Source organism: Rhodococcus sp. P-2, from assembly GCF_016598535.1.
Taxonomy (GTDB): Bacteria; Actinomycetota; Actinomycetes; order Mycobacteriales; family Mycobacteriaceae; genus Rhodococcus_F; species Rhodococcus_F baikonurensis.
This window is the reverse complement of sequence record NZ_CP066779.1, coordinates 5473602-5493363: the sequence shown is the minus strand read 5'-3', so window position 1 is coordinate 5493363 and position 19762 is coordinate 5473602. Positions and strand designations below refer to the sequence as shown.

Annotated in this window: 13 protein-coding genes; 7 read left to right on the top strand and 6 right to left on the bottom strand. The window is 64.9% G+C overall.

Translation table 11 applies throughout. The features are described from left to right. Positions 1–35: 35 nt before the first annotated feature. From I7X09_RS25555 to I7X09_RS25540, 4 genes are all read right to left on the bottom strand, one after another. A complete protein-coding gene (locus tag I7X09_RS25555; protein ID WP_095972485.1) occupies positions 36–1376 on the bottom strand; it encodes a S1 family peptidase in 1341 nt (446 codons plus the stop codon). A 100-nt stretch (positions 1377–1476) separates the two neighbouring features. Further along, positions 1477–2721: a hypothetical protein gene (locus I7X09_RS25550; protein WP_200314290.1), complete on the bottom strand. Its 1245-nt coding sequence runs from the start codon at positions 2719–2721 to the stop codon at positions 1477–1479. A 111-nt stretch (positions 2722–2832) separates the two neighbouring features. Then, on the bottom strand, positions 2833–5268 hold the full coding sequence (locus I7X09_RS25545) for a LuxR C-terminal-related transcriptional regulator (protein WP_200314288.1): 2436 nt from the start codon (positions 5266–5268) through the stop codon (positions 2833–2835). A 14-nt stretch (positions 5269–5282) separates the two neighbouring features. Further along, positions 5283–7010 (bottom strand): Hsp70 family protein, encoded by a 1728-nt coding sequence (locus I7X09_RS25540; protein ID WP_200314286.1) that lies wholly within the window; start codon positions 7008–7010, stop codon positions 5283–5285. 334 nt (positions 7011–7344) lie between these two features. On the opposite strand from I7X09_RS25540, the gene I7X09_RS25535 reads away from it, so the two are divergent. From I7X09_RS25535 to I7X09_RS25515, 5 genes are all read left to right on the top strand, one after another. Next, positions 7345–9633, top strand: a complete 2289-nt coding sequence (locus tag I7X09_RS25535; protein WP_200314284.1) for an IniB N-terminal domain-containing protein — start codon at positions 7345–7347, stop codon at positions 9631–9633. 123 nt (positions 9634–9756) lie between these two features. Further along, on the top strand, positions 9757–11625 hold the full coding sequence (locus tag I7X09_RS25530; RefSeq protein WP_200314282.1) for a dynamin family protein: 1869 nt from the start codon (positions 9757–9759) through the stop codon (positions 11623–11625). Then, positions 11622–13106, top strand: coding sequence for a dynamin family protein (locus I7X09_RS25525; protein ID WP_095972479.1), 1485 nt, complete (start codon positions 11622–11624; stop codon positions 13104–13106). Before I7X09_RS25530 ends, I7X09_RS25525 begins: the two co-directional genes overlap by 4 nt. A 104-nt stretch (positions 13107–13210) precedes the next feature. After that, entirely contained in the window at positions 13211–14794 is a 1584-nt protein-coding gene (locus I7X09_RS25520; RefSeq protein ID WP_124567339.1) for an MFS transporter, read from the top strand. Between the two features lie 23 nt (positions 14795–14817). Beyond that, on the top strand, positions 14818–15462 hold the full coding sequence (locus tag I7X09_RS25515) for an FMN-dependent NADH-azoreductase (RefSeq protein WP_095972477.1): 645 nt from the start codon (positions 14818–14820) through the stop codon (positions 15460–15462). Positions 15463–15467: 5 nt separating this feature from the next. On the opposite strand, the gene I7X09_RS25510 is transcribed toward I7X09_RS25515, so the two are convergent. Both I7X09_RS25510 and I7X09_RS25505 read right to left on the bottom strand, forming a co-directional pair. Then, positions 15468–16472: a TIGR03617 family F420-dependent LLM class oxidoreductase gene (locus tag I7X09_RS25510; protein WP_095972476.1), complete on the bottom strand. Its 1005-nt coding sequence runs from the start codon at positions 16470–16472 to the stop codon at positions 15468–15470. Next, the gene (locus tag I7X09_RS25505) at positions 16469–17044 is read right to left on the bottom strand and encodes a hypothetical protein (protein WP_200314280.1); all 576 of its coding nucleotides are present in this window, start codon (positions 17042–17044) and stop codon (positions 16469–16471) included. The genes I7X09_RS25510 and I7X09_RS25505 overlap by 4 nt, the downstream gene beginning before the upstream one ends. A 262-nt stretch (positions 17045–17306) precedes the next feature. Between I7X09_RS25505 and dnaK the strand changes: the two genes are divergently transcribed. Continuing rightward, positions 17307–19160: a molecular chaperone DnaK gene (dnaK, locus tag I7X09_RS25500; RefSeq protein WP_003944365.1), complete on the top strand. Its 1854-nt coding sequence runs from the start codon at positions 17307–17309 to the stop codon at positions 19158–19160. After that, positions 19157–19753 carry a nucleotide exchange factor GrpE gene (grpE, locus tag I7X09_RS25495; RefSeq protein WP_095972475.1) on the top strand — a complete coding sequence of 199 codons (597 nt, stop codon included), beginning with the start codon at positions 19157–19159 and terminating at the stop codon, positions 19751–19753. Before dnaK ends, grpE begins: the two co-directional genes overlap by 4 nt. Positions 19754–19762: the final 9 nt, after the last annotated feature.

Genomic DNA, 19762 nt, shown 5'->3' with positions numbered 1-19762 from the left:
AGATCGGCGGGCACAGAGCGTGAATCAGGGGTTGGTCAACCGGCAGTGCGAACGCGGATACCGGAACCGACACCGCCACCGGATGCGCGATCTGCCGCATCGAGGATGTCTCCGACCGGAATACCCAGGTTCGAGGTTCCACCGGAGGTTGCCAGTACCAGGTTCGCCTCGTTGCAACTCGGTGCGCCGCTGCTGTTGGAGCCGCTGGTGATACCCAGCGCCAAGGTTCCGGAGACGATGGCGCCGCCGCTGTCCCCGGCGAGGGTGCACGCGGTACCGGCGAATCCGCGGACGGTTCGTGAATCACCGTCGGCCATGAGCAGCTGTGTTTCGACGCGATCGGCTGCCACGACGCCACAGGTGAACGAGGACGTCTGACCGGACTTGCAGATGGGAGCGCCGATCACGGGACGTGCTGTTCCGGTGATCGCGAGGGTGGTCCCGTTGGCGCCGCGGACGGCAGCGCGGTCGAGGCCTGCGTCGATACCCGACTGGTCGAACTTGATGACCGAGTAATCGAGATCGCCGGAGTTGTTGCCGACGGAAGACTGTGAGAACGCGCCGATCAACTGACTGTCGTCGACGTTCGCGTGGTTCGGCAGGTAGACGGGAGACTTCGAGCCCTCGGCCGGATTGCAGTGTCCGGCACTGATATTGAGAGCATTGTTCTGATCGTCGACGGCGTTGAACCCGAACGAGCAGACCGAGATGTTCTCGGTCGGCGTCTCACGAATGGGGCCAGTCGACGTGATGTAGGTGTCGCCGCCGAGCGCTCCGGGCTCGACCGATCCGCCACCGTCCGGGCTGAGAACGATCTTGGTGTTCTCGAGCAGGGTCGGAAGATTGAGCGCCTGCCCGACAGGGCTGTTCGCGACGTCGATGACGACCTGGTTGTTCAAGACGTCGATCGTCGCCGAATTGACTGCGCGTGAGATTTCCTTGGGCAGCCCGGCAATCCAACCGTTGACGTCGGCCAGCGTCTTCTCGAGGGTGTCGGCGGAGACAGGGGCGACGTGCGTGCGGTAACCGTCGTCGGCGGCGATGCGAGCAGCTTCGGTGGTGGTGACGGCTACGACGGGCTGACCGTCGAGTCCCATCCACGAGCCGGCATAGTCGCCAGGGCGCTCGGACTTGAACTCCTGGGCGTATGCGCCGAGTTCCTGAGCCTTGGCGGCGCGGTCCAGATACTCCTGTGGAGAGATCTTCAGATCGCGTGCGATCGCCTCGACCAACTCGGCCGGAAGCTGATCGGCTTCGAGCTGTTCGACCTGCGTATCGGAGGCGGGCTCTGCCGATGCCGTCGTGATGAATGGAGCTGCGAGCAGTAGTGCCGAGGCGCCGACCACAGCGGTGCGGATCGCCAACGAGTTACGCATGAAATCCCTTCAAGTCCCCGGCACCGAGCCGGTAGGTACCGCACCCACCATAGGGGAAAAGTTCCGACAACGAATGTGCGCCTCCGCTCGGACAGCTGAATTATTCTGGCTGACTTGGCATTCCGGGTCTCGGGGCCACGGGCATGACGGGCATGTCGGGATTCGGAGCCGCCGGATCGGTTGTGTCGGTCGGGTTGGAGGGCTGTGTCGGCGTCGACTGTGTATTCGTGGGGTCGGTCGCGGTGGGGTTGTCCGGGGTAACCGGATCCAGCGGTCCGACGGCCGGCGGTAGATTCTCGATCCGAAGTGGGGGGATCTGCACGGTGATCGGCGAACCCTGCTGCACGGTCGCGGTGCCCGTCGGCGATTTTTCGACGCCGACGCTCGGAATCTCGGATGTCGGCAAGGGGTCGGGCGAGAGCGATTCCGGTTCGGGTGACCACGGCGTCGTCGGTCGTAATCCGAGCGCGGGTACCTGAGGCGGGAGCGAGGTCGCTGTCTGCGATGCCCCGCCGGACGGGCTCGGTGCGGTGTCAGGCGTGGTGCCGGGGGACAAGGGAGATTGTGCGTCGAGAATCCGAGGCGCCGGAACCGTCGACGTGTGCGCGATGACGAGCGCTGCCGCGCAACCCGACAGCGTCAGAAAAACTGCGGCGACTGCTGCGACGATGATCGGTCGGCGCTCCGACTGCCACTGACGATTCAGCCAGCCGTCGACGCTCGGTGCTTTCGCGACCGGGACCTTTGCGTCACTTTCCGGCTCCGGCTCGATCAGGACGAACGGTGGAAACTCCTCGGGGACTCCCTCCGGCTCGGCCAGGTCGGTTGGTTCGGGTTCGGGTTGGGTAGGGGCGATCGCGAAAGGCGCGGCCAACGCTGCTGCTCCGCGAGCTGCTCTGTCGGCGGCCTCCGGATCCGCGAGCCAAGCCGCGGAGGCTTCCTCTTCCGGAATCAGGTCGACGCCGTCGAGATCCATACTGTCGAGTGCGTCACGGAGCGCGGCGACAGAATCGTTCGACCAACCAGCCGGGATCACCGCGGAGATGTTCGGACTCTGGTCAGTGAGTGTCCGGACCTCCTTGACCAGGCAATACATCGCTGTCGCTACGAGTTCCTCTCCTCGGGTCATGTGCTCGGAGAAGTTGTCGGTATCGTCAGTTCCGACCCTGTCGAGGAACCCCCGCAAGCCGGCGGATCCTGTCGCGGTTCCACCTAGCTGCACGGTGCCGTCAGGAGCGTGGTGCAGCACCGATTCGCGTTCGAGGATCACTGGTGCCGAGTCGGGTTTCGCGATCGCGGCAATGCTTTGTTTGTTGCCGACGACGAGTCCGACTCCCCACTTCATAGCGATCCCCGTTTCACAGTTACCGAACTTTGCTCGGTATGTATGCCCTGATTCCTGTGAAAACTATCACTCGAACGGATAAATGCAACCGTTCGGACAATATGCAGCTAACTATTTGTTCATTGGTGTCATGCTACGAAGGATGGTGAGCAGTTCCGAACGAGACTGCGCGCCGACGCGACGCTTGATGCGTGCGACATGGTGCTCGACGGTTTTGGCGGAGATGTAGAGACGTTCGCCGATTTCCCGGTACGTCAGGCCGACGACGACGAGTTCGGCAACTTCTTGTTCGCGCTCGGTCAGTACCGACGGTGGCGCCGCATTGTCGGCCGAATCGGTTCCGTTCGCCTCGGCCGTCGACGCTGTGCGAAGCGAGCGCGCGACGTGGAGCAATGCCGTCGCCGATTTGGTGTCCGGTGTGCGGAGCGCTGCTTCGCCGGCGAGGCGGGCTGCGTCCCAGGGGAGTCCGATCCGACTCAGCGTCCGCGCCGCGGCTTCGACATCGTCAGCGTCGACGCTGCCCTGGAGGAGGAGGAGCCACTGGCGGCCTGCGGTCGCCAAACCGGCTGCGTACGTGTGGGTTTTGGCTGATTCCGCGAGTGCGTGCGCATGCGGAAGGAGGTCGGCGGGTGACTGCGCGAGGATCGATGCCTGGACGCCGTACCAATGAAGCGGCGAAGACCACAGCGGCGGCTCACCGAGTGCGCGCAGGAGCGAGCGCGCGTCGTCGACCAGATGCTCGACCTGCTCGGTCTCGTCGAGTCGCACTGCGGCAAGCCACAGTTCGCCGACGGGGAGGAGATTGAAGAGATCTACGCTGCACGAAGAGAGGGCGCCGGCCGCGCCCGACCAAGCTCGACGTAACTGAGCGAGATCGCCGGTGCGACGAGCGAGGCCGACGATCAGCGCGTGTAGAAACAGTGAGTCGCGCTCGCGGAGGGGGCCGCGGACCACCTCGTCCGGAAGGCCCTCGAGGACCGCGTCCTGCCCGCGGACCATCGCGATCCAGGCGCGAAGGATGTGGAGCCGTGCCCACGTGTGGCTGCTTGCGTCGACGGCGGCGATCGCGGCCGAGACGACAGTGGCGGCCCGTTCGTGGGCGCCGTTGTGCAGGAGTGCAAGAGCTACCAGTGCCGGGGCGGAATCCGGCTGGAATGCAGATGTGTCTGCTCCGCCGGGGAGCGAGAGCGCGCGCGACATCGTGTTGAGCGCAGTCGGTGCGACTCCCGTCACCGACTGCATCAGTCCGTTGGCCAGGGTCGCAGCGCCGACCGTGGAACTCGACGGTGATCCGGTGATTCCGGTCAGTGCTGCGTTCGCGTCGTCGACCTTGCCGATGCCGAGGAAGGTGATTGCGGCGAAGGGGGATTCGGTTCCGGTGCGCTCCGGACCGAGCCAGGTGTAGAGATCTGCAGCGGCGCCGAGTTGGCCGCACGCCGCGGATGAAGCTGCGCGGATTCGTACCGCCGCCGCCAGTTGCGCGTTGCCGGGATCGGGTTCGGCGATGACGGAATCGGCCAGGCGGCAAGCGGTGTCGAGGTCACCACTTCGAGCCGAGACCTGGGCGTACAGAAGCGTGTCGGCCAGGCCGAGAGCCTCGATCGAATTCACGCGACGAAAGAGATCTGCCGCGACCGCCGGTGTGCTGCCGTCGACTGCGTCTCGTAGTACGGCCGCGAGGTCGCGGTGGCGGATGCCGGAGTCGAAAAGTTTTCGCGCGGTGTCGACGTCGAGAGTTCGCGCGTGCGCGCGTGATTCGACGATTCTGATCAGCTCGCTGCGGATGCGCGCGGTGCTGGTCGACTCGGCCAGCACGCTTGCGACGAGAGGTGATCGGGAACCGAAAAGGCCGGTCGCCAGTGCTCGGTCGAATGCCGCTGTGAGGCTGAACTTCTCCTGTCCCAGATCGAGTTCGAAGGCGTCGATGTCCGGGACGGCGAGTGAAACCGCGAGGATCTCCCGCTCGATCGGATGCAGAGCTGTGACCTGATGGAGGATGTGTGTGCGTACGGCTGTCGCCATTTCCGGGCGGCCCGCCGAGGCAGCGGCGAAATACGCTTCGACGGCCCCGAAGGAACCACCGGCAAGGTGCTCGAGCGCCAGCACGGCACGGTCGTCGAGCGGAACTCTTCGCTCTGCGGCGATCTTCCGAATGTCGGATCGGTTCAACGGGTTCAGATGAAGGACGGTGCCGAAACTCGAGATGTTCGAATAGATCGGTGCGAGTGGAGGATCGATCCGATCGGAGGCGATGACAACTCCGAGGTCGTCACGGTGAACCAGTTCGTTCAGGGCGCGGATTTCGTCGGAGGTCAGAGCCTGCGCGTCCGCGATCACCACGATCGCATCGACCGGGGCGTCAAGCGTGACTGCGGTGACCACGGGCTTGTCACCCGATTCGATTCTCTTCCGCACCGCTCTCGTCACTTGGGGTCGAGCGCTGGCGTCGGTCCCGGTGACGAACAGGCGCAGTGGCGATGCAGTCAGGTCGATGCCGCGCAAAAGTCCCGCGATGTAGGACGATTCGGCGCCGCTGTCACGGTTCATCGAAAGCCGTCCGGTCAGCGGATCGGCGCGGTGACGCCGCCGACGACACCACCGACCACGTTGCCGACACCACCGACGACGTTACCGAGGCCTCCGACCACGCCGCCGACTCCGTTCCCGACGCCGTCGACCAGACCGCCGACTCCGTTGCCGATGCCGGTCGCAGCATCACCGATACCGGTTCCGACGCCTGCTCCCGGGGCGGGCGCGGGCGCGGGTGCCGGGCCGGGGGCTGGTGCGGGAGCCGGGGCGCCGGGTGCGGCAGGTGCAGGCGCCGACTGAGCGGTCTCGCCCGGTGCGGGCGCGGATCCAGCCGGTGCGCCGGCAACCGGCACTGCCCCTGGCGCCGTCGTCGAACCCGCTGCGGCAGCGGGAGATCCGGGCTGATTGTTCTGAGTGCCGTTGTTCGCAGTCGTGGATCCGGTGCCTGCTGCTTCGGCTGCCGTGGTGCTGCCGGGAGTAGAGTCCGGTGTGGTCGAAGCGGTGGACGAGGTGGACTCGTTGGTGGTGTTCGCCGAACTGGACGGAATGTTGATCTTGTCCATGGCTGTTCCGATTCCGAGTCCGCCTGCGGCGAGCACGATGAATGCTCCCACCACTGCAGCAACGACACCCACTCTCGACGAGCGTCGAGTCGCCGTGTTCTCTTCTTCGGTCGGCTCGGCAATCAACGGCGTGGAGAAGGTGGGAACCGGTGCGGGCTTGCGCGACGGCTCGACGGGAATCACTGCAGTGGCGGCGGCCGGCACGTGCGAGTCTCTGGCGTCGAGTGCGAGGGCCGCGGCGCCGGACGCCGCGCACGACGCTGGATCGGCGTCGGCGATCACCGGGACACGAAGCTCCGCAGACAACAGCTCGGCGACTAGGGGAATGGACGAGCTTCCTCCGGCCAGAACAACCTGATTTACGTCACTGGACTCGACGCCGGCAGATCGCAGGCTTTCACGCACCAAAGCCACCGATTCGGTGAGGGCGGGCCGGATCAGATCCTCGAGCTCGGAACGGACGAGTCGGATGTCGCTCAGGGCGCCGGGAAGCGCCACTCGGGCAACGGTTTCCGTCTCGGTGGAAAGCTCCTCCTTGGCTGCGCGGGCATTCTCGCGCAGAGTTTCCAGCGCGGCAATCGTCTCGGGAGCAAAGGGATCAAGGGTTGCGAAGTGGTCGGAAACCGCATCGAGCAGGTGCACGGTGACGAGGTGATCGAATTCGTCGCCGCCGATGTCCTCGCTGCGCAGTGGCTTTCCGAAGATTTCGCTCCGTCCGCCGGTCGTGGACATCATCGTGACGTCCAGCGAGCGAGCGCCGAGGTCGTAGACGACGGTCAGACCGTCGTTGACAGCAGTTCCGGAAGCGGCGAGCCACGCCATGACGGCCGCAGGTTCGGCGACGAGAGTAGCCCCGTGAACGCCGGCATCGTCCAGCGCGGACTCCATGGTGCGTGTTGTGTGGCGGTTCCACGCCACCGGGTGAGCCAGGACAACGGTTGTCCCTTCATCGCCGTCCGCCTGGCCCACGAGCGCGCCTACCGCTGTTGCCGCGAGAGCCTCGCCACGGTACTCGGTACCGTCGGCGGCAAGTATCGGAATCGGGTCGCCGACGCGCTCGACAAATCCGGTGATGACGGATCCGTCGTCCAATTGCAGTGCACTGGGTAAGCGGACCTGTTGCGTTTCACCGGTCGAGCCGTCGGTGACAGCTACGAGAGTGGCCGAACCGATGCTGATGCCGAGCCCTGCCGCCATGAACGAACTCCCCTGGTCGTGGGCGACAGAAGGACTGTCGCGGTTGTCTGCGATGTCGGTTTCAGGACCAAGATCGTTACCGGATCGGAGGCGTCGCGAAGAAGTAGGGGGCCGATCCCCTAATCGGGGCAAATCCCCTAATCCGACCGTGCGTAGCCCATAGGGGACTTCCCCGTCCGCCCCTGCAGATGAGGGGGGTGCACCCCGTTGGCCCCCACCGCAAAAGTTCTTAGCGTTGATTCCACTCGCTACCTCTGGCAGCGCACCAGTTTCCGGATCACCGGCAACAACCCACCGGCAACAACCCGGTCAACGAACTTCAGGAGAACCCGCCATGGCAACCAACGCCGTACTCGAATTCATCCTCGGGCTACTTCGTGACGACGAGGCAGCTGCCAACTACTGCGCCAACCCGACTGCGGCCCTCAATGCTGCCGGTCTGTGCGACGTCAGCCCCGCCGACATCGTCGCGGTCGCTCCGCTGGTCGCCGAGTCCGGCCTCTTTGCCGGTGGCGGCGCCGACCTGTCCGCGATCGTCAACGCCGGCGCGTCCGCTGCCGGTGCGATCGGCGGCGGACTCGGAATCGGCGGCGGCCTCACCGGTGGTCTCGGTGGCGGTCTGGGCGGCAGCCTGGGGCTCGGCGCCGGCGCGGGCCTCGGAGTCGGAGGAGCCCTCGGCGGCCAGTTCGACCTGGTCGGCGACTTCGCAGCAGCCCTCAGTGCTGCGCTTGCCATCGGCGGCGAGATCAGTGCCGACCTCGGTGCAGCCTTCGGCGCCGTCATCGAAGCCGGTCTCGGTCTGGGTGGTGCACTCGATCTCGAGGGAGCTCTCGATCTGGGCGCACAGCTCAGCGCGGCTCTGAGCGGTGCCCTCGGGGTGACCGGCGGCCTGACCGCGGAACTGGGAGCAGCCCTCGACGCCGCGATCGGCGCGGTCGGCGGACTCGACCTGACGGCAGGGCTCAGCGGAGCTCTCGCACCCGTCTTCGCCATCGGTGGCGATCTCGGAGCCGATCTCGGACTGGCTCTCGGTGGACTCCTCGGCGGCGCAGCAGACCTCAGTGGTCTTCTCGACATCGGCGGCGAACTGGGGGCGAGCCTGACCGGCGCTCTGGAATCCGCCCTTGCCCTCGGCGGCGGCCTGGATCTGGCCGGCGCTCTGACGGGCGACCTCAGCACGGCATTGTCCGGCGCGCTCTCCGGTGTCCTGGGAGCCGGCGGCACGATCGGCGCCGATCTGGGTGCATCGCTCGGCGGCGTCCTCGGAGCGATCACGGATGTCGGCGTCCTCACCGATATCGCAGGCGGCCTCGACCTCGGTGCTGCCCTGAGCGGCGCACTCGGCGGCGCACTCGGCGTCGGTGGCGGATTGGAAACTGCACTCGGCGGCGCACTCGACGCAGCACTGGGCCTCGGCGGAGGACTCGACCTTGACGCCGTACTCGGCGGCGGCGCGGACCTCGGCGCTCAGCTCAGCGCAGCACTCTCCGGTGCCCTCGGCGCCGGCGGAACGGTCGGAGCCGACCTGGGCGGCGCACTGGGCGGATTGCTCGGGGGAGCACTCGACATCGAAGGCGGTCTCGGAGCAGACCTCGCAGCGGCTCTGGGCGGCGGCGCGAATCTGTCGACGGCTCTCGAAGGCGTCCTCGGTTCGGCGCTCGGCGTCGATGCCGGGCTCGCAGGTGGACTCGGCGGCGCCCTCGACGCGGCGCTGGGCGCAGGTGGACTTACCGGAATCGACCTCGGTGGTGCACTCGGCCTGGGCGGCGAAGCAGGCTTGGCCGCCGGTGTGGCTGCGGCTCTCGACACCGCTCTCGCAGGTGCAGGTGGCTTGGGTGCTGTCGGTTCCGTGGGCACGGACCTCACCGGCGCGCTGGACGGTGCGCTGGGCGCCGGCCTCGGGCTGGGGGGCTCACTCGACAGCGTTCTCGGTGCCGAAGGTGCACTCGGTGGAGCGCTGGACACGGCACTGAACCTCGGCGGAATCGACACCGGTTCGATCGGCGCCGACCTGCCTTCCGTCGACCTCGGCGCAGTGAACCTTGGCCCGATCTCCGCTGAACTGCCTTCCGTCGACCTCGGAGGTATAGCGGCGGACGGACTGAACCTCGGTGCTGTGACCGGCGATCTCGGAGCGACGGTGGGCGGTGCTCTGGACGCAACAGCAGGGCTCGACGCAACCGCAGGTCTCGACGCAGCCACGAACGCGGCAGCCGGTTTGGGAGGGTCGCTCGGCGCAGCACTGAACGGCGTCACCGACCTCGGTGGATCGCTCGGCGGGGCTGTCGGAGCAGCTACCGACGTGACGGGTTCGATCGGTGCCGACGCAGCCGCGGCTGCTGGTGGCACCGTCGACGGTGGCGGTACCGTTGGCGGCGGCGGCGGCGTCGCTGACCTGGGTGGATCACTCGGTGGAGCAGTCAGCGGAGTGTCCGACCTGACGAGTTCGTTGACCGGTGCGCTGAACCCGTGGTCGTCGATCGATGCGACCGATGCTTTCGGTTCGGGCTCCGATTCGGGACTGAGCGCCGATGCCGGGCACTCGCTCTTCGCCGAGGATTCGGTTGCAGCGCCGGTCGATCACATCGACCCGGTTGCGGTTGTCGATCACCTGCATCCCTGATCTGCTGACGCAGGAACTGAAATCGGTCAAAATGACCTGATGTAACAAATCCGGCCCTGCGTGCGCTATGCGTTCGCAGGGCCGGATATTCGAGTCCGGAAGAATTGCGGGTCAACGAAGCTCATGAGTGATTCAGCGAGTCAGGTAAGCAGTCGGAAGGCGCGCGTCGCGTCGTCGACGGCGTCGTTGCTCGAACGAACAGCAGTCGTGGCGAAGGATTTCGGGCGAACGGATCTGGTGCGCCGACTCGAGAATGCTCAGGTCAGAGTCAATGATCCGCGTATTCGTATCGTGGTGGTCGGACCCCTCAAGCAGGGCAAGAGCCAGTTCGTCAATTCTCTGCTCGGCATCGACGTGTGCTCGGTCGGTGACGACGAGACCACTGCCGTGGCGACGGTCGTTCAGCACGCGGAGACCGCGGTCGCCGAACTGATTCTCGCCGATCCGGGTGCGGCGCCCATTCGGGTGCCCCTCCCACTCGAAGAACTGATGGGGATCACCCCGGCCACGCCTCGCGCCGAAGGGCGTGAAGTTCTGCGTGTGGAAGTGGGTGTTCCCAGTCCTCTGTTGGCCGACGGTTTGGTTCTGATCGACACCCCCGGTGTCGGTGGTCATGGAAATCCTCATGCTGCAGGAACATTGGGATTGATCACTGCGGCCGATGCAGTGTTGGTTCTGTCGGACTCCAGCCAGGAGTTCACCGAACCGGAGCTGGGATTCATCCGCCAGGTCGTCAATCTGTGTCCTGCGGTAGCCGGGTTGATCAGCAAGACCGATCTGTACCCGCACTGGCGGCAGATCCTCGACGCCGATCGCGGACATCTCCAGCGAGCCGGGTTGGACCTGCCGCTCATTCCGATCTCCTCGGTACTGCGGTCGCACGCTCTGAGGCTGGAGGACAAGGAACTCGAAGCGGAATCCGGATTTTTGGACCTCTATCAGTTCTTGCGGGACAACGTCGTTGCGCGTGCCGAGTCGAACACTCGACGCGCCGTTGCGATGGACGTCCGTTCCGCGGCAGCGCATCTGACGTTGGAGATGGGCAGTGAGCTTGCGGCGTTGAAGGATCCGTCGACAGCTCAGGCAGCGGTCGCCGGCCTGCAGCGTGCTCGAGCAGCGGCCGAGGAACTGCACAAGAAGACCTCACTCTGGCAACAGAGCCTCGGCGACGGCATTGCAGACCTCGCCGCCGACATCGATCACGACCTCCGGGACCGGTTGCGCCGGGTCACCCGCCAGGCCGAAGAGACTGTCGACGAAGGCGATCCCGGTAAGGACTGGGACGTAGTAGGGGAGTGGCTCGAACAGGAGATTGCCACCGCTATCGGAGACAACTTCGTGTGGGCTCACGATCGAGCTCAATGGTTGGCAGAGGTTGTGGCGCAGCACTTTGCGGAGACCGGCGACGTCGCGCTCCCGCATCTCGACGTTGCCGACACCGACGGTTTCCTGGAACCGGTTGGCGCGTTGTCGGACCTCGAATCCGGCCGAATCGGGATCACTCAGAAGGTCCTGGTCGGCATGCGCGGCTCGTACGGCGGCGTCCTGATGTTCGGCTTGATCACCACGATGATGGGCATGGCACTGGTCAACCCGATCTCGATCGGAGCCGGGGTTCTGCTGGGTACCAAGGCTTATCGCGAAGACAAGCAAGCGCAGGTGCTCAAGCGTCGGGCCGAGGCGAAAGCGGCTATCCGACGGTTTGCCGACGACGTCAGCTTCCAGGTGGGCAAGGAGTCGAAGGATCGCCTCCGCCTGGTGCAGCGGCTTCTGCGGGATCATTTCACCGACATCGCCGAGCAGGCGCTGCGCTCGATCAACGAATCCCTCCGCGCCACGCAGGAAGCCGCGCAGTTGGAGTCGAGTGAACATTCAGCTCGTATCAAGCGTCTGGAGACCGACATGCGCGTCGTCGCAGAGCTTGATGCCGTTGCCGGAACGCTGATCGGCGAAACTCCCGCTCCTGCTTCGGCAAAGGTGACCAACGCATGAATGCCGCGACTGCTCTGACCGCCGTGGAGTCGGCACACGCACTGATCGACCACGCCAGACGGGTCTACGCGGACCAGCCGCAGACGCGAGCCCAGTTGGAAGAATGTGCAGCCAGGCTCGACGAGCCACTCCGAGTGGCGCTCGCCGGCTCCCTCAAAGCGGGTAAGTCGACACTGCTCAATTCGCTTGTCGGACAGGATATAGCGCCGACCGACGCGACGGAGTGCACGCGCGTCGTCACCTGGTATCGGAACGGGACAACGCCGCAGGTGACCGCGACGGCCGAGAACGGTGCCGAGTTCAACGTGCCGGTGACGCGCCGCGACGGCAGGCTCACGTTCGATCTGGGGGAGTACACCGCAGACTCGGTGGACCGCATCGACGTCGACTGGCCGTCTTCGGCATTGGCTCGCACGACGATCATCGACACCCCTGGTACCTCGTCGCTCTCGACCGAGGTTTCGGCCAGAACCTGGGACATGCTTGTTCCCGACGGCGGGGCACCGGGCGCGGATGCAGTGGTCTATCTGCTGCGCGCCCTGAACGCCAGCGACATGCAGTTCCTCGGGAAGATCGCTGATCATGTCGGCGGAGAATCCGGCCCGCTCGGAGTGATCGGTGTTCTCTCGCGCGCTGACGAGGTCGGCGCAGGCAGACTCGACGCGTTGTCCTCGGCGAAGGACGTCGCGGCACGATTTGCCGAGGAGTTGGAGCGAACCGGCCTGTGCCAGTCGGTGGTTCCGGTGGCAGGTTTGCTCGCCCTCGCTGCTCGGACGATGCGGCAGAGTGAGTTCGCGGCCTTCTCGGCGCTCGCGCAGGTTCCGGCCGAGGATCTGAGCCTTGCGCTGCTCTCCGCGGACCGTTTTGCCAGGCAGGACAGTCCGCTTCCGGTCGACGCGGCCATGCGCGCGCAGTTGGCCGATCGGTTCGGGCTCTTCGGAATTCGTCTCGCCGTGACGTCGATCAAGCTGGGCGCCACTGATTCCCCGTCCCTGGCCGCGGAATTGTTGGAGCGAAGCGGACTGGACGAACTGCGTCAGGTGATCGACGTTCAATTCGGGCAGCGCGCGGATCAACTGAAATCGCACACAGCACTGGTGACGTTGGGCCGGATCCTCGAAGCCGATCCGAGTGAGGAAGGCGATCAGATCGCGGCAGAGGCACAACGGTTGCTCGCCGACGTTCACGGTTTCCACGAACTTCGACTGCTCGGGCGACTTCGTTCGGTACACACGGATCTGCCACCCGACGACCTGGCACAACTGCAAAGACTGATCGGTGGCTACGGAATCCGGGCCAGTGATCGTCTGGGCTGCGAACCGGAAGAATCGCCGGAGGTGCAGCGTGCGCGGGCTACCGCGGCTGTCCGGCGATGGCGCGAGTTGTCCAGGCATCCGCTCTTCGACAGGTTTACCTCGCGCGCCTGCCTGGTTGCTGCCCGCAGCGCCGAGGGCGTCTTGGCTGAAATTGTGCCCGAATAGGGACCCGTTCACTGTGCGAGCGCTTGGAGAGGGTTCTATCTTGAGTTCGGGATGATCCGGGCGTAACTCCCAGGTCCGGGTCCCACCTCGATGGGAGCACGCGCATGGCGAGTGACATCAAGTCCGCTTCACCGGATCGAGCCACCCTCGTCCTGGGGACGCTCATCCTGGTCGCTGCGGTTGCGAACCTCAATCTCTCGGTCGCGAATGTCGCGCTGCCGGACATCGGGCGGGCCTTCGACGCCAGCCAGACGCAACTGAACCTGATCGCGGTCGGGTACTCGCTCGGCCTGGCCGGAACGGTGCTCTACCTGGGGGCCTTGGGAGACCGATACGGCCGCAAGATGTTGCTTGTCACCGGTATGGCGCTGTCCATTCCGGCGTCGATCGTTGCGGGATTCGCCGGGAACTTCGAAGTGCTGTTCCTCGCTCGGATAGTCGGGGGCGTGTCGGCAGGTCTGGCATTCCCGACGACGCTGGCGATCATCACGGCGCTGTGGGCCGGGCCGGCACGAACCAAGGCGATTGCCATGTGGTCGGCAATCGGTGGCGCGATTTCAGCACTCGGTCCGATCGTCTCGGGGGCGCTGCTCGAGCAGTTTCACTGGGGTTCGGTCTTCTTCGTCACCCTTCCGTTGGCTCTCGTGGCCCTGATCTGTTCGCTGGTGTTGGTGCCCGCTCACGTCAACGAGACGACCGAGCGGGTCGATCACCTCGGCGGCACAGTGTCGATCGTCTTCATCGGGGCGCTGGTGTTGTCCATCAACTTCGCGCCGGTGAAGGGTTCGGGCACGTTGGCTCTCGTGCTCGGGGCGATAGCGGTCGTCGCGGGTATCGGGTTCTTCCTGCAACAGCGACGCGCGGTCAATCCGTTGTTCGATCTTCACGTAGCCGCGCGCCCGACCTTCTGGGTCGCGGCGGTGGGCGGTTTGGTCGTGTTCGGTTCGCTCATGGGTGCGATGTTCATCGGCCAGCAGTTCCTGCAGAACGTCCTCGGCTACTCGACGCTGGCAGCCGGTGCGGCCATCATTCCGGCTGCGCTGGCGATGGTGATCGTTGCGCCGCGCTCGGCGACCATGATCGAAAAGTACGGCGCCCGCGTCACACTGCTCTCCGGCTACTTGTTCGTCGTTCTGGGGTTGTTCGTCGCGCTGTTCCTGTGGAACGAAAGCACCCAGTACTGGCAGGTCGCGCTGGCCTACGCACTGGTCGGCATCGGCGTCGGCCTGGCCGGCACACCGGCATCTCGTTCGCTGACCGGATCCGTTCCCGTGCATCGCGCGGGTATGGCGTCGGGAACGTCGGACCTGCAACGTGACCTGGGCGGGGCCATCATGCAGTCGATTCTCGGCGGAATACTCACGGCCGGGTACGCAAAATCGTTGGGTAATGCGATCTCGTCATCACCGAACGCATCGGAGGTGACTCCCGAAACTCAGGCCGCGCTCACCAAATCTTTCTCCAGCGCCGAAGTTCTGGCGGAACGCTACCCGCAATACGCGGACCAAATCATGACCGCCGCCAAAAACGCCTTCCTGGACGGGGATACAAACGCCTACATCGCGGCGATCATCATCGTGTGCGCCGGGGCCGCGGTGGTGACGTTCTTCTATCCGCATCGCGAGCGCGAACGTGTTCTGCTGGCGCAGTACGCGGCAGAATCCGATCTCGCCGCGGAGAAGAGTTGAGCGCGCTCTGGTAGTGATGAGGGATGCCACAGCTACTTCACATCGATTCGTCTGCCGAACTCCACAACTCGACCTCGCGTGATCTGACTGCCCTGTTCGCTCAGCAGTGGTCGAAGAACAGCCCGGATCACACGACGGTGACGGTGGACCTGCATCGGGATCCGTTGCCGCACCTCGCGGATGCGGCCCTGCACTACGCACCACGCTTGCGAGTCGATGGGGAGATTCCGGATCCCGCCGCGGAAGCACTGCAGGCTCGGATCATCGAGCAACTCATCGCTGCGGACGTAGTCGTGATCGGTGCACCGATGTACAACTGGTCGATCCCGTCCACGTTGAAGGCATGGATCGATTACGTACACGTCCTGGGGACGACGGTGCCTTTCGACACGCGCACTCAGCCGCTGGCCGGTAAGCCGGTGGTGATCGTGTCCAGCCGTGGGAACACCTATGGGCCGGGTTCGGGGAACGAGGCCAACGATCACACCGTCCCGCCACTCGTGCAGGTGCTCGGGGTGTCGATGGGAATGGATGTCTCCGTCATCACCGCGGAACTGACGTTGGCGCACCGTATTCCGGCGATGGCACCTCTGATCGAGCAGGGTGACGAAAGCCTGCGCGCTGCCCGGGAATCGCTCGTCGAGCTGGCACGCACTCTGCGAGCCTGAGCAGTTCAGTCGAGAGACGAGATCAGCGACGCCACGTCGGCCGGTTCTGCGTCGTAACCGGGGAAGTAGCAGCACACCTCGTCGGCATGCTCGCCGAACCGCCGCCGAATCTCGGCCGCACACTCTTCGGGGGTGCCGACGACGGCGAGTGTGGTCAGCATCGGATCGGTGATCAGTGACGCCATGTCGGCGTAGCCGCCTCGCTTGGACAGGGCATTGAGTTCCGGTTGGACCTCGCCCCACCCTTCGACGTCGAGCACCGGACGGTATGCGGGCGTCGAACCGTAGAACGAGAGCAGGGCTCGGACGCCTCGTGCAGCCGCGGCGAGTTGTTCGTCGCCGCGGCCGACGCCGACGATGACCTGCGGGATGATCGTGAATTCTTCTCGGGTGCGGCCGGATTCACGAAGACCGGCATCGACGGCCGGAAGTGTTCGTTCGAGGAAATGGCGGTGTGTGTGGAACGGCATGACCAGTAGTCCGTCGGCCACCTCCGCCGCCGTTCGGGTCATCACCGGCCCGAGTGCCCCCATCAGGATGGGCGGCGGCCCATAGGGATTGGGGCCGGGATCGAACGTCGGTGGCATCAGTGTGTGGGTGTAGAACTCGCCGCGGAAGTTCAGCGTCGAAGTGTTCTCCCATGCCGTGAAGATCGCCTTGACCGCGGCGACCGTCTCCTTCATGCGGGCCGCTGGACGCGACCACGTTGCGCTGTAGCGTTTTTCGATGTGCGGTTTGATCTGCGATCCGAGACCCAGGCGAAAGTGCCCGCGACTGAGCAACTGCAGGTCGTTGGCCGAATGCGCCAGATGCATGGGACTGCGGGGGAACGCGATGGCGACGTTGGTCATCAGGTCGAGGTCGACGGCCGATGCCGCTTCGACGAGTGGGAAGAACACGTCGTGTGGTCCCTCGAAGGTGAACAGGCCGCCGGCGCCGGTCTCCGCGAGTTCACGGCTGCGAGCAGCGCCCGCGCCCGGCGCGGAGTCGAGTTGTACGTGAACCTTCATCGGCGTACTCGCAACCAGGTGCTGACACCGGGAGTGAACGGAGCGATCGCCGCCACTGCGACAAGGACGCAGTAGAGAATCGGACCCCATCTCAGAACTCCAGCGCCGATATCCGCAGCGCCGTCGACCAGAGACATGAAGCCGAGTCCGGCCGCGATGCTCACGACTCCCACGATCGCCGTCATCGCCCGCCCGGCGTTCTTGCGGGCACGGAGGAGTTGAAGGCTCATGAGTGCGAGCAGGACCAGGACGAGAGCGCCGCCGCCGCTGCCCACCAGGACGACCGTCACGGCATCGGAGATGTCGGTGGACGAGTATCCGGGATTGTCGCGCGCAGTCGATTCCTCGAGGGCTGACCGGACGTCGTCGAGGCTGGTGACTACCACTCCGGCGATACCGGCCAGGACGACGAACGAGCCGATCCAGGCAGAAGTAGACAACGTCACGGCTTTGGGCGTCTCGTCGTTCGCTGCAGGTCGGAGCGGCCGAACCGAGACGTCGGGTCGCTCGGGGGCTGGGCGCGCCGGCGCCGGTCGAGCAGGTCGAACGCGAGGATTGTCGGGATCGGTCACCGGCCGATCGTAGCCATTCATACAGATCTGGAAGTGATGTGGCACACTTTTTCGGCTTTTCGGGGAAGGCGGGAACAAATCTACGTGGGCTGTAGTTGACCATTTCGACAAGCTTGAGCGCCCCCGGCTCAACTTCGAGTTGACTCCCGGCTACGGTCGGAGGCAAACTTGAGCGGAGGACGCTCACCAAGCGAAAAACTCGCGGTCATGTTCGAGATCAACCACTCGGGCAGAGAACCGCAGAACGAAAGGTAGGAACACTATGGCTCGTGCAGTCGGTATCGATCTCGGTACGACCAACTCGGTAGTTGCAGTGCTGGAGGGCGGCGAGCCCGTAGTGGTCGCCAACGCCGAAGGCTCACGTACCACCCCCTCGGTGGTCGCATTTGCCAAGAACGGCGAGGTTCTCGTCGGTCAGCCCGCGAAGAACCAGGCAGTCACGAACGTCGACCGCACCCTCCGCTCCGTCAAGCGCCACATCGGCACTGACTGGAACGTGGAAATCGACGGCAAGAAGTACACGCCGCAGGAAATCAGCGCCCGCACGCTCATGAAGCTCAAGCGTGACGCGGAGGCTTACCTCGGCGAAGACATCACCGACGCCGTCATCACCGTCCCCGCGTACTTCGAGGACGCACAGCGTCAGGCAACCAAGGAAGCCGGCCAGATCGCCGGCCTCAACGTCCTTCGTATCGTCAACGAGCCCACCGCGGCTGCACTGGCATACGGACTGGACAAGGGTGACACCGAGCAGACCATTCTGGTCTTCGACCTCGGTGGCGGCACCTTCGACGTCTCCTTGCTCGAAATCGGCGACGGCGTCGTCGAGGTTCGCGCAACCTCCGGTGACAACCACCTCGGTGGCGACGACTGGGACGAGCGCGTCGTCGCTTGGCTGGTCGACAAGTTCAAGGCTCAGAACGGCATCGATCTGACCAAGGACAAGATGGCGCTGCAGCGTCTGCGTGAGGCTGCGGAGAAGGCGAAGATCGAGCTCTCCAGCTCGCAGAGCACCTCCATCAACCTCCCGTACATCACGGTCGACGCGGACAAGAACCCGCTCTTCCTGGACGAGCAGCTCACCCGCAGCGAGTTCCAGAAGATCACTTCGGACCTGCTCGATCGCACTCGTGCGCCGTTCCAGGCAGTGATCAAGGACAGCGGAATCGCCGTCAAGGACATCGACCATGTCGTGCTCGTCGGTGGCTCCACCCGTATGCCGGCCGTCTCCGATCTGGTTCGTGAACTGACCGGTGGCCGTGAGCCCAACAAGGGCGTCAACCCGGACGAGGTCGTCGCAGTCGGCGCCGCACTCCAGGCCGGCGTGCTCAAGGGTGAGGTCAAGGACGTTCTGCTCCTCGACGTCACGCCGCTTTCCCTCGGTATCGAAACCAAGGGTGGCGTGATGACCAAGCTCATCGAGCGCAACACCACGATCCCCACGAAGCGTTCCGAAACCTTCACCACCGCTGACGACAATCAGCCTTCGGTGCAGATCCAGGTCTTCCAGGGTGAGCGCGAAATCGCTTCGCACAACAAGCTGCTCGGTTCCTTCGAGCTCACCGATCTGCCGCCCGCCCCGCGTGGCGTTCCGCAGATCGAGGTCACCTTCGACATCGACGCCAACGGCATCGTGCACGTGACGGCGAAGGACAAGGGCACCGGCAAGGAAAACACGATCAAGATCCAGGACGGCTCCGGTCTGTCCAAGGAAGAGATCGAGCGCATGGTCAAGGACGCCGAGGCTCACGCCGAGGAAGACAAGGCCCGTCGCGAAGAGGCGGAGGTTCGCAACCAGGCCGAGTCGCTGGTCCACCAGACGGAGAAGTTCGTCAAGGAGCAGCGTGAAGGTGAGAACGCGGGCAAGGTCTCCGAGGAGATCCTGACCAAGGTCGAGGCAGCGGTCAAGGACGTCAACGACGCCCTGGCAGGCACCGACATCGCTGCAGTGAAGACCGCAGTGGAGAAGCTGGGCACCGAGTCGCAGGCTCTGGGCCAGGCCATCTACGAGGCTTCCGCTGCAAACGAGGCCGGAAACACCGACGGCGCAGGCAATGACGACGACGTCGTCGACGCCGAGGTTGTCGACGAGCCCACCGACTCGGACAAGAAGTGACCTCGGACAACCCCGAGAACAACCCGGTCGACCCCGAGACCGGTGCACAAGGAGAGGCGGCGGGGGAATCCCTGCCGCCGCTCGACTCGGAAGACACAGGGGTAGTTCAGGAAGCAGAGTCGATCGTGGAGGAAGCATCCGCCACCGATCAGCTCGCCGAACGAACTGCGGATCTGCAGCGACTTCAGGCGGAGTTCACCAACTACCGTCGTCGCGTCGAGCGTGACAAGCAGGTCATCAAGGAAACCGCGCGGGCTTCGGTCATCACCGAGCTCATCGGAATCCTCGACGACCTGGATCGCGCCCGGGCACACGGTGACCTCGAATCGGGTCCACTGCGTGCACTCGCGGACAAGCTCAACACGACCCTGACGGGTCTGGGTTTGACCGACTTCGGTAACGAGGGTGACGATTTCGATCCCGCACTCCACGAAGCGGTGCAGCATGAAGGCGAAGGCCACGACCCCGTACTCGGGACGGTCATGCGCAAGGGTTACAAGCTCGGCGACCGGGTCCTTCGGACCGCGATGGTGGCCGTGACGGACCGGGTAGGCGACAAGCCTGCAGACGGTTCAGAACAAGAAGCGAAGTAAGAGTGAGAG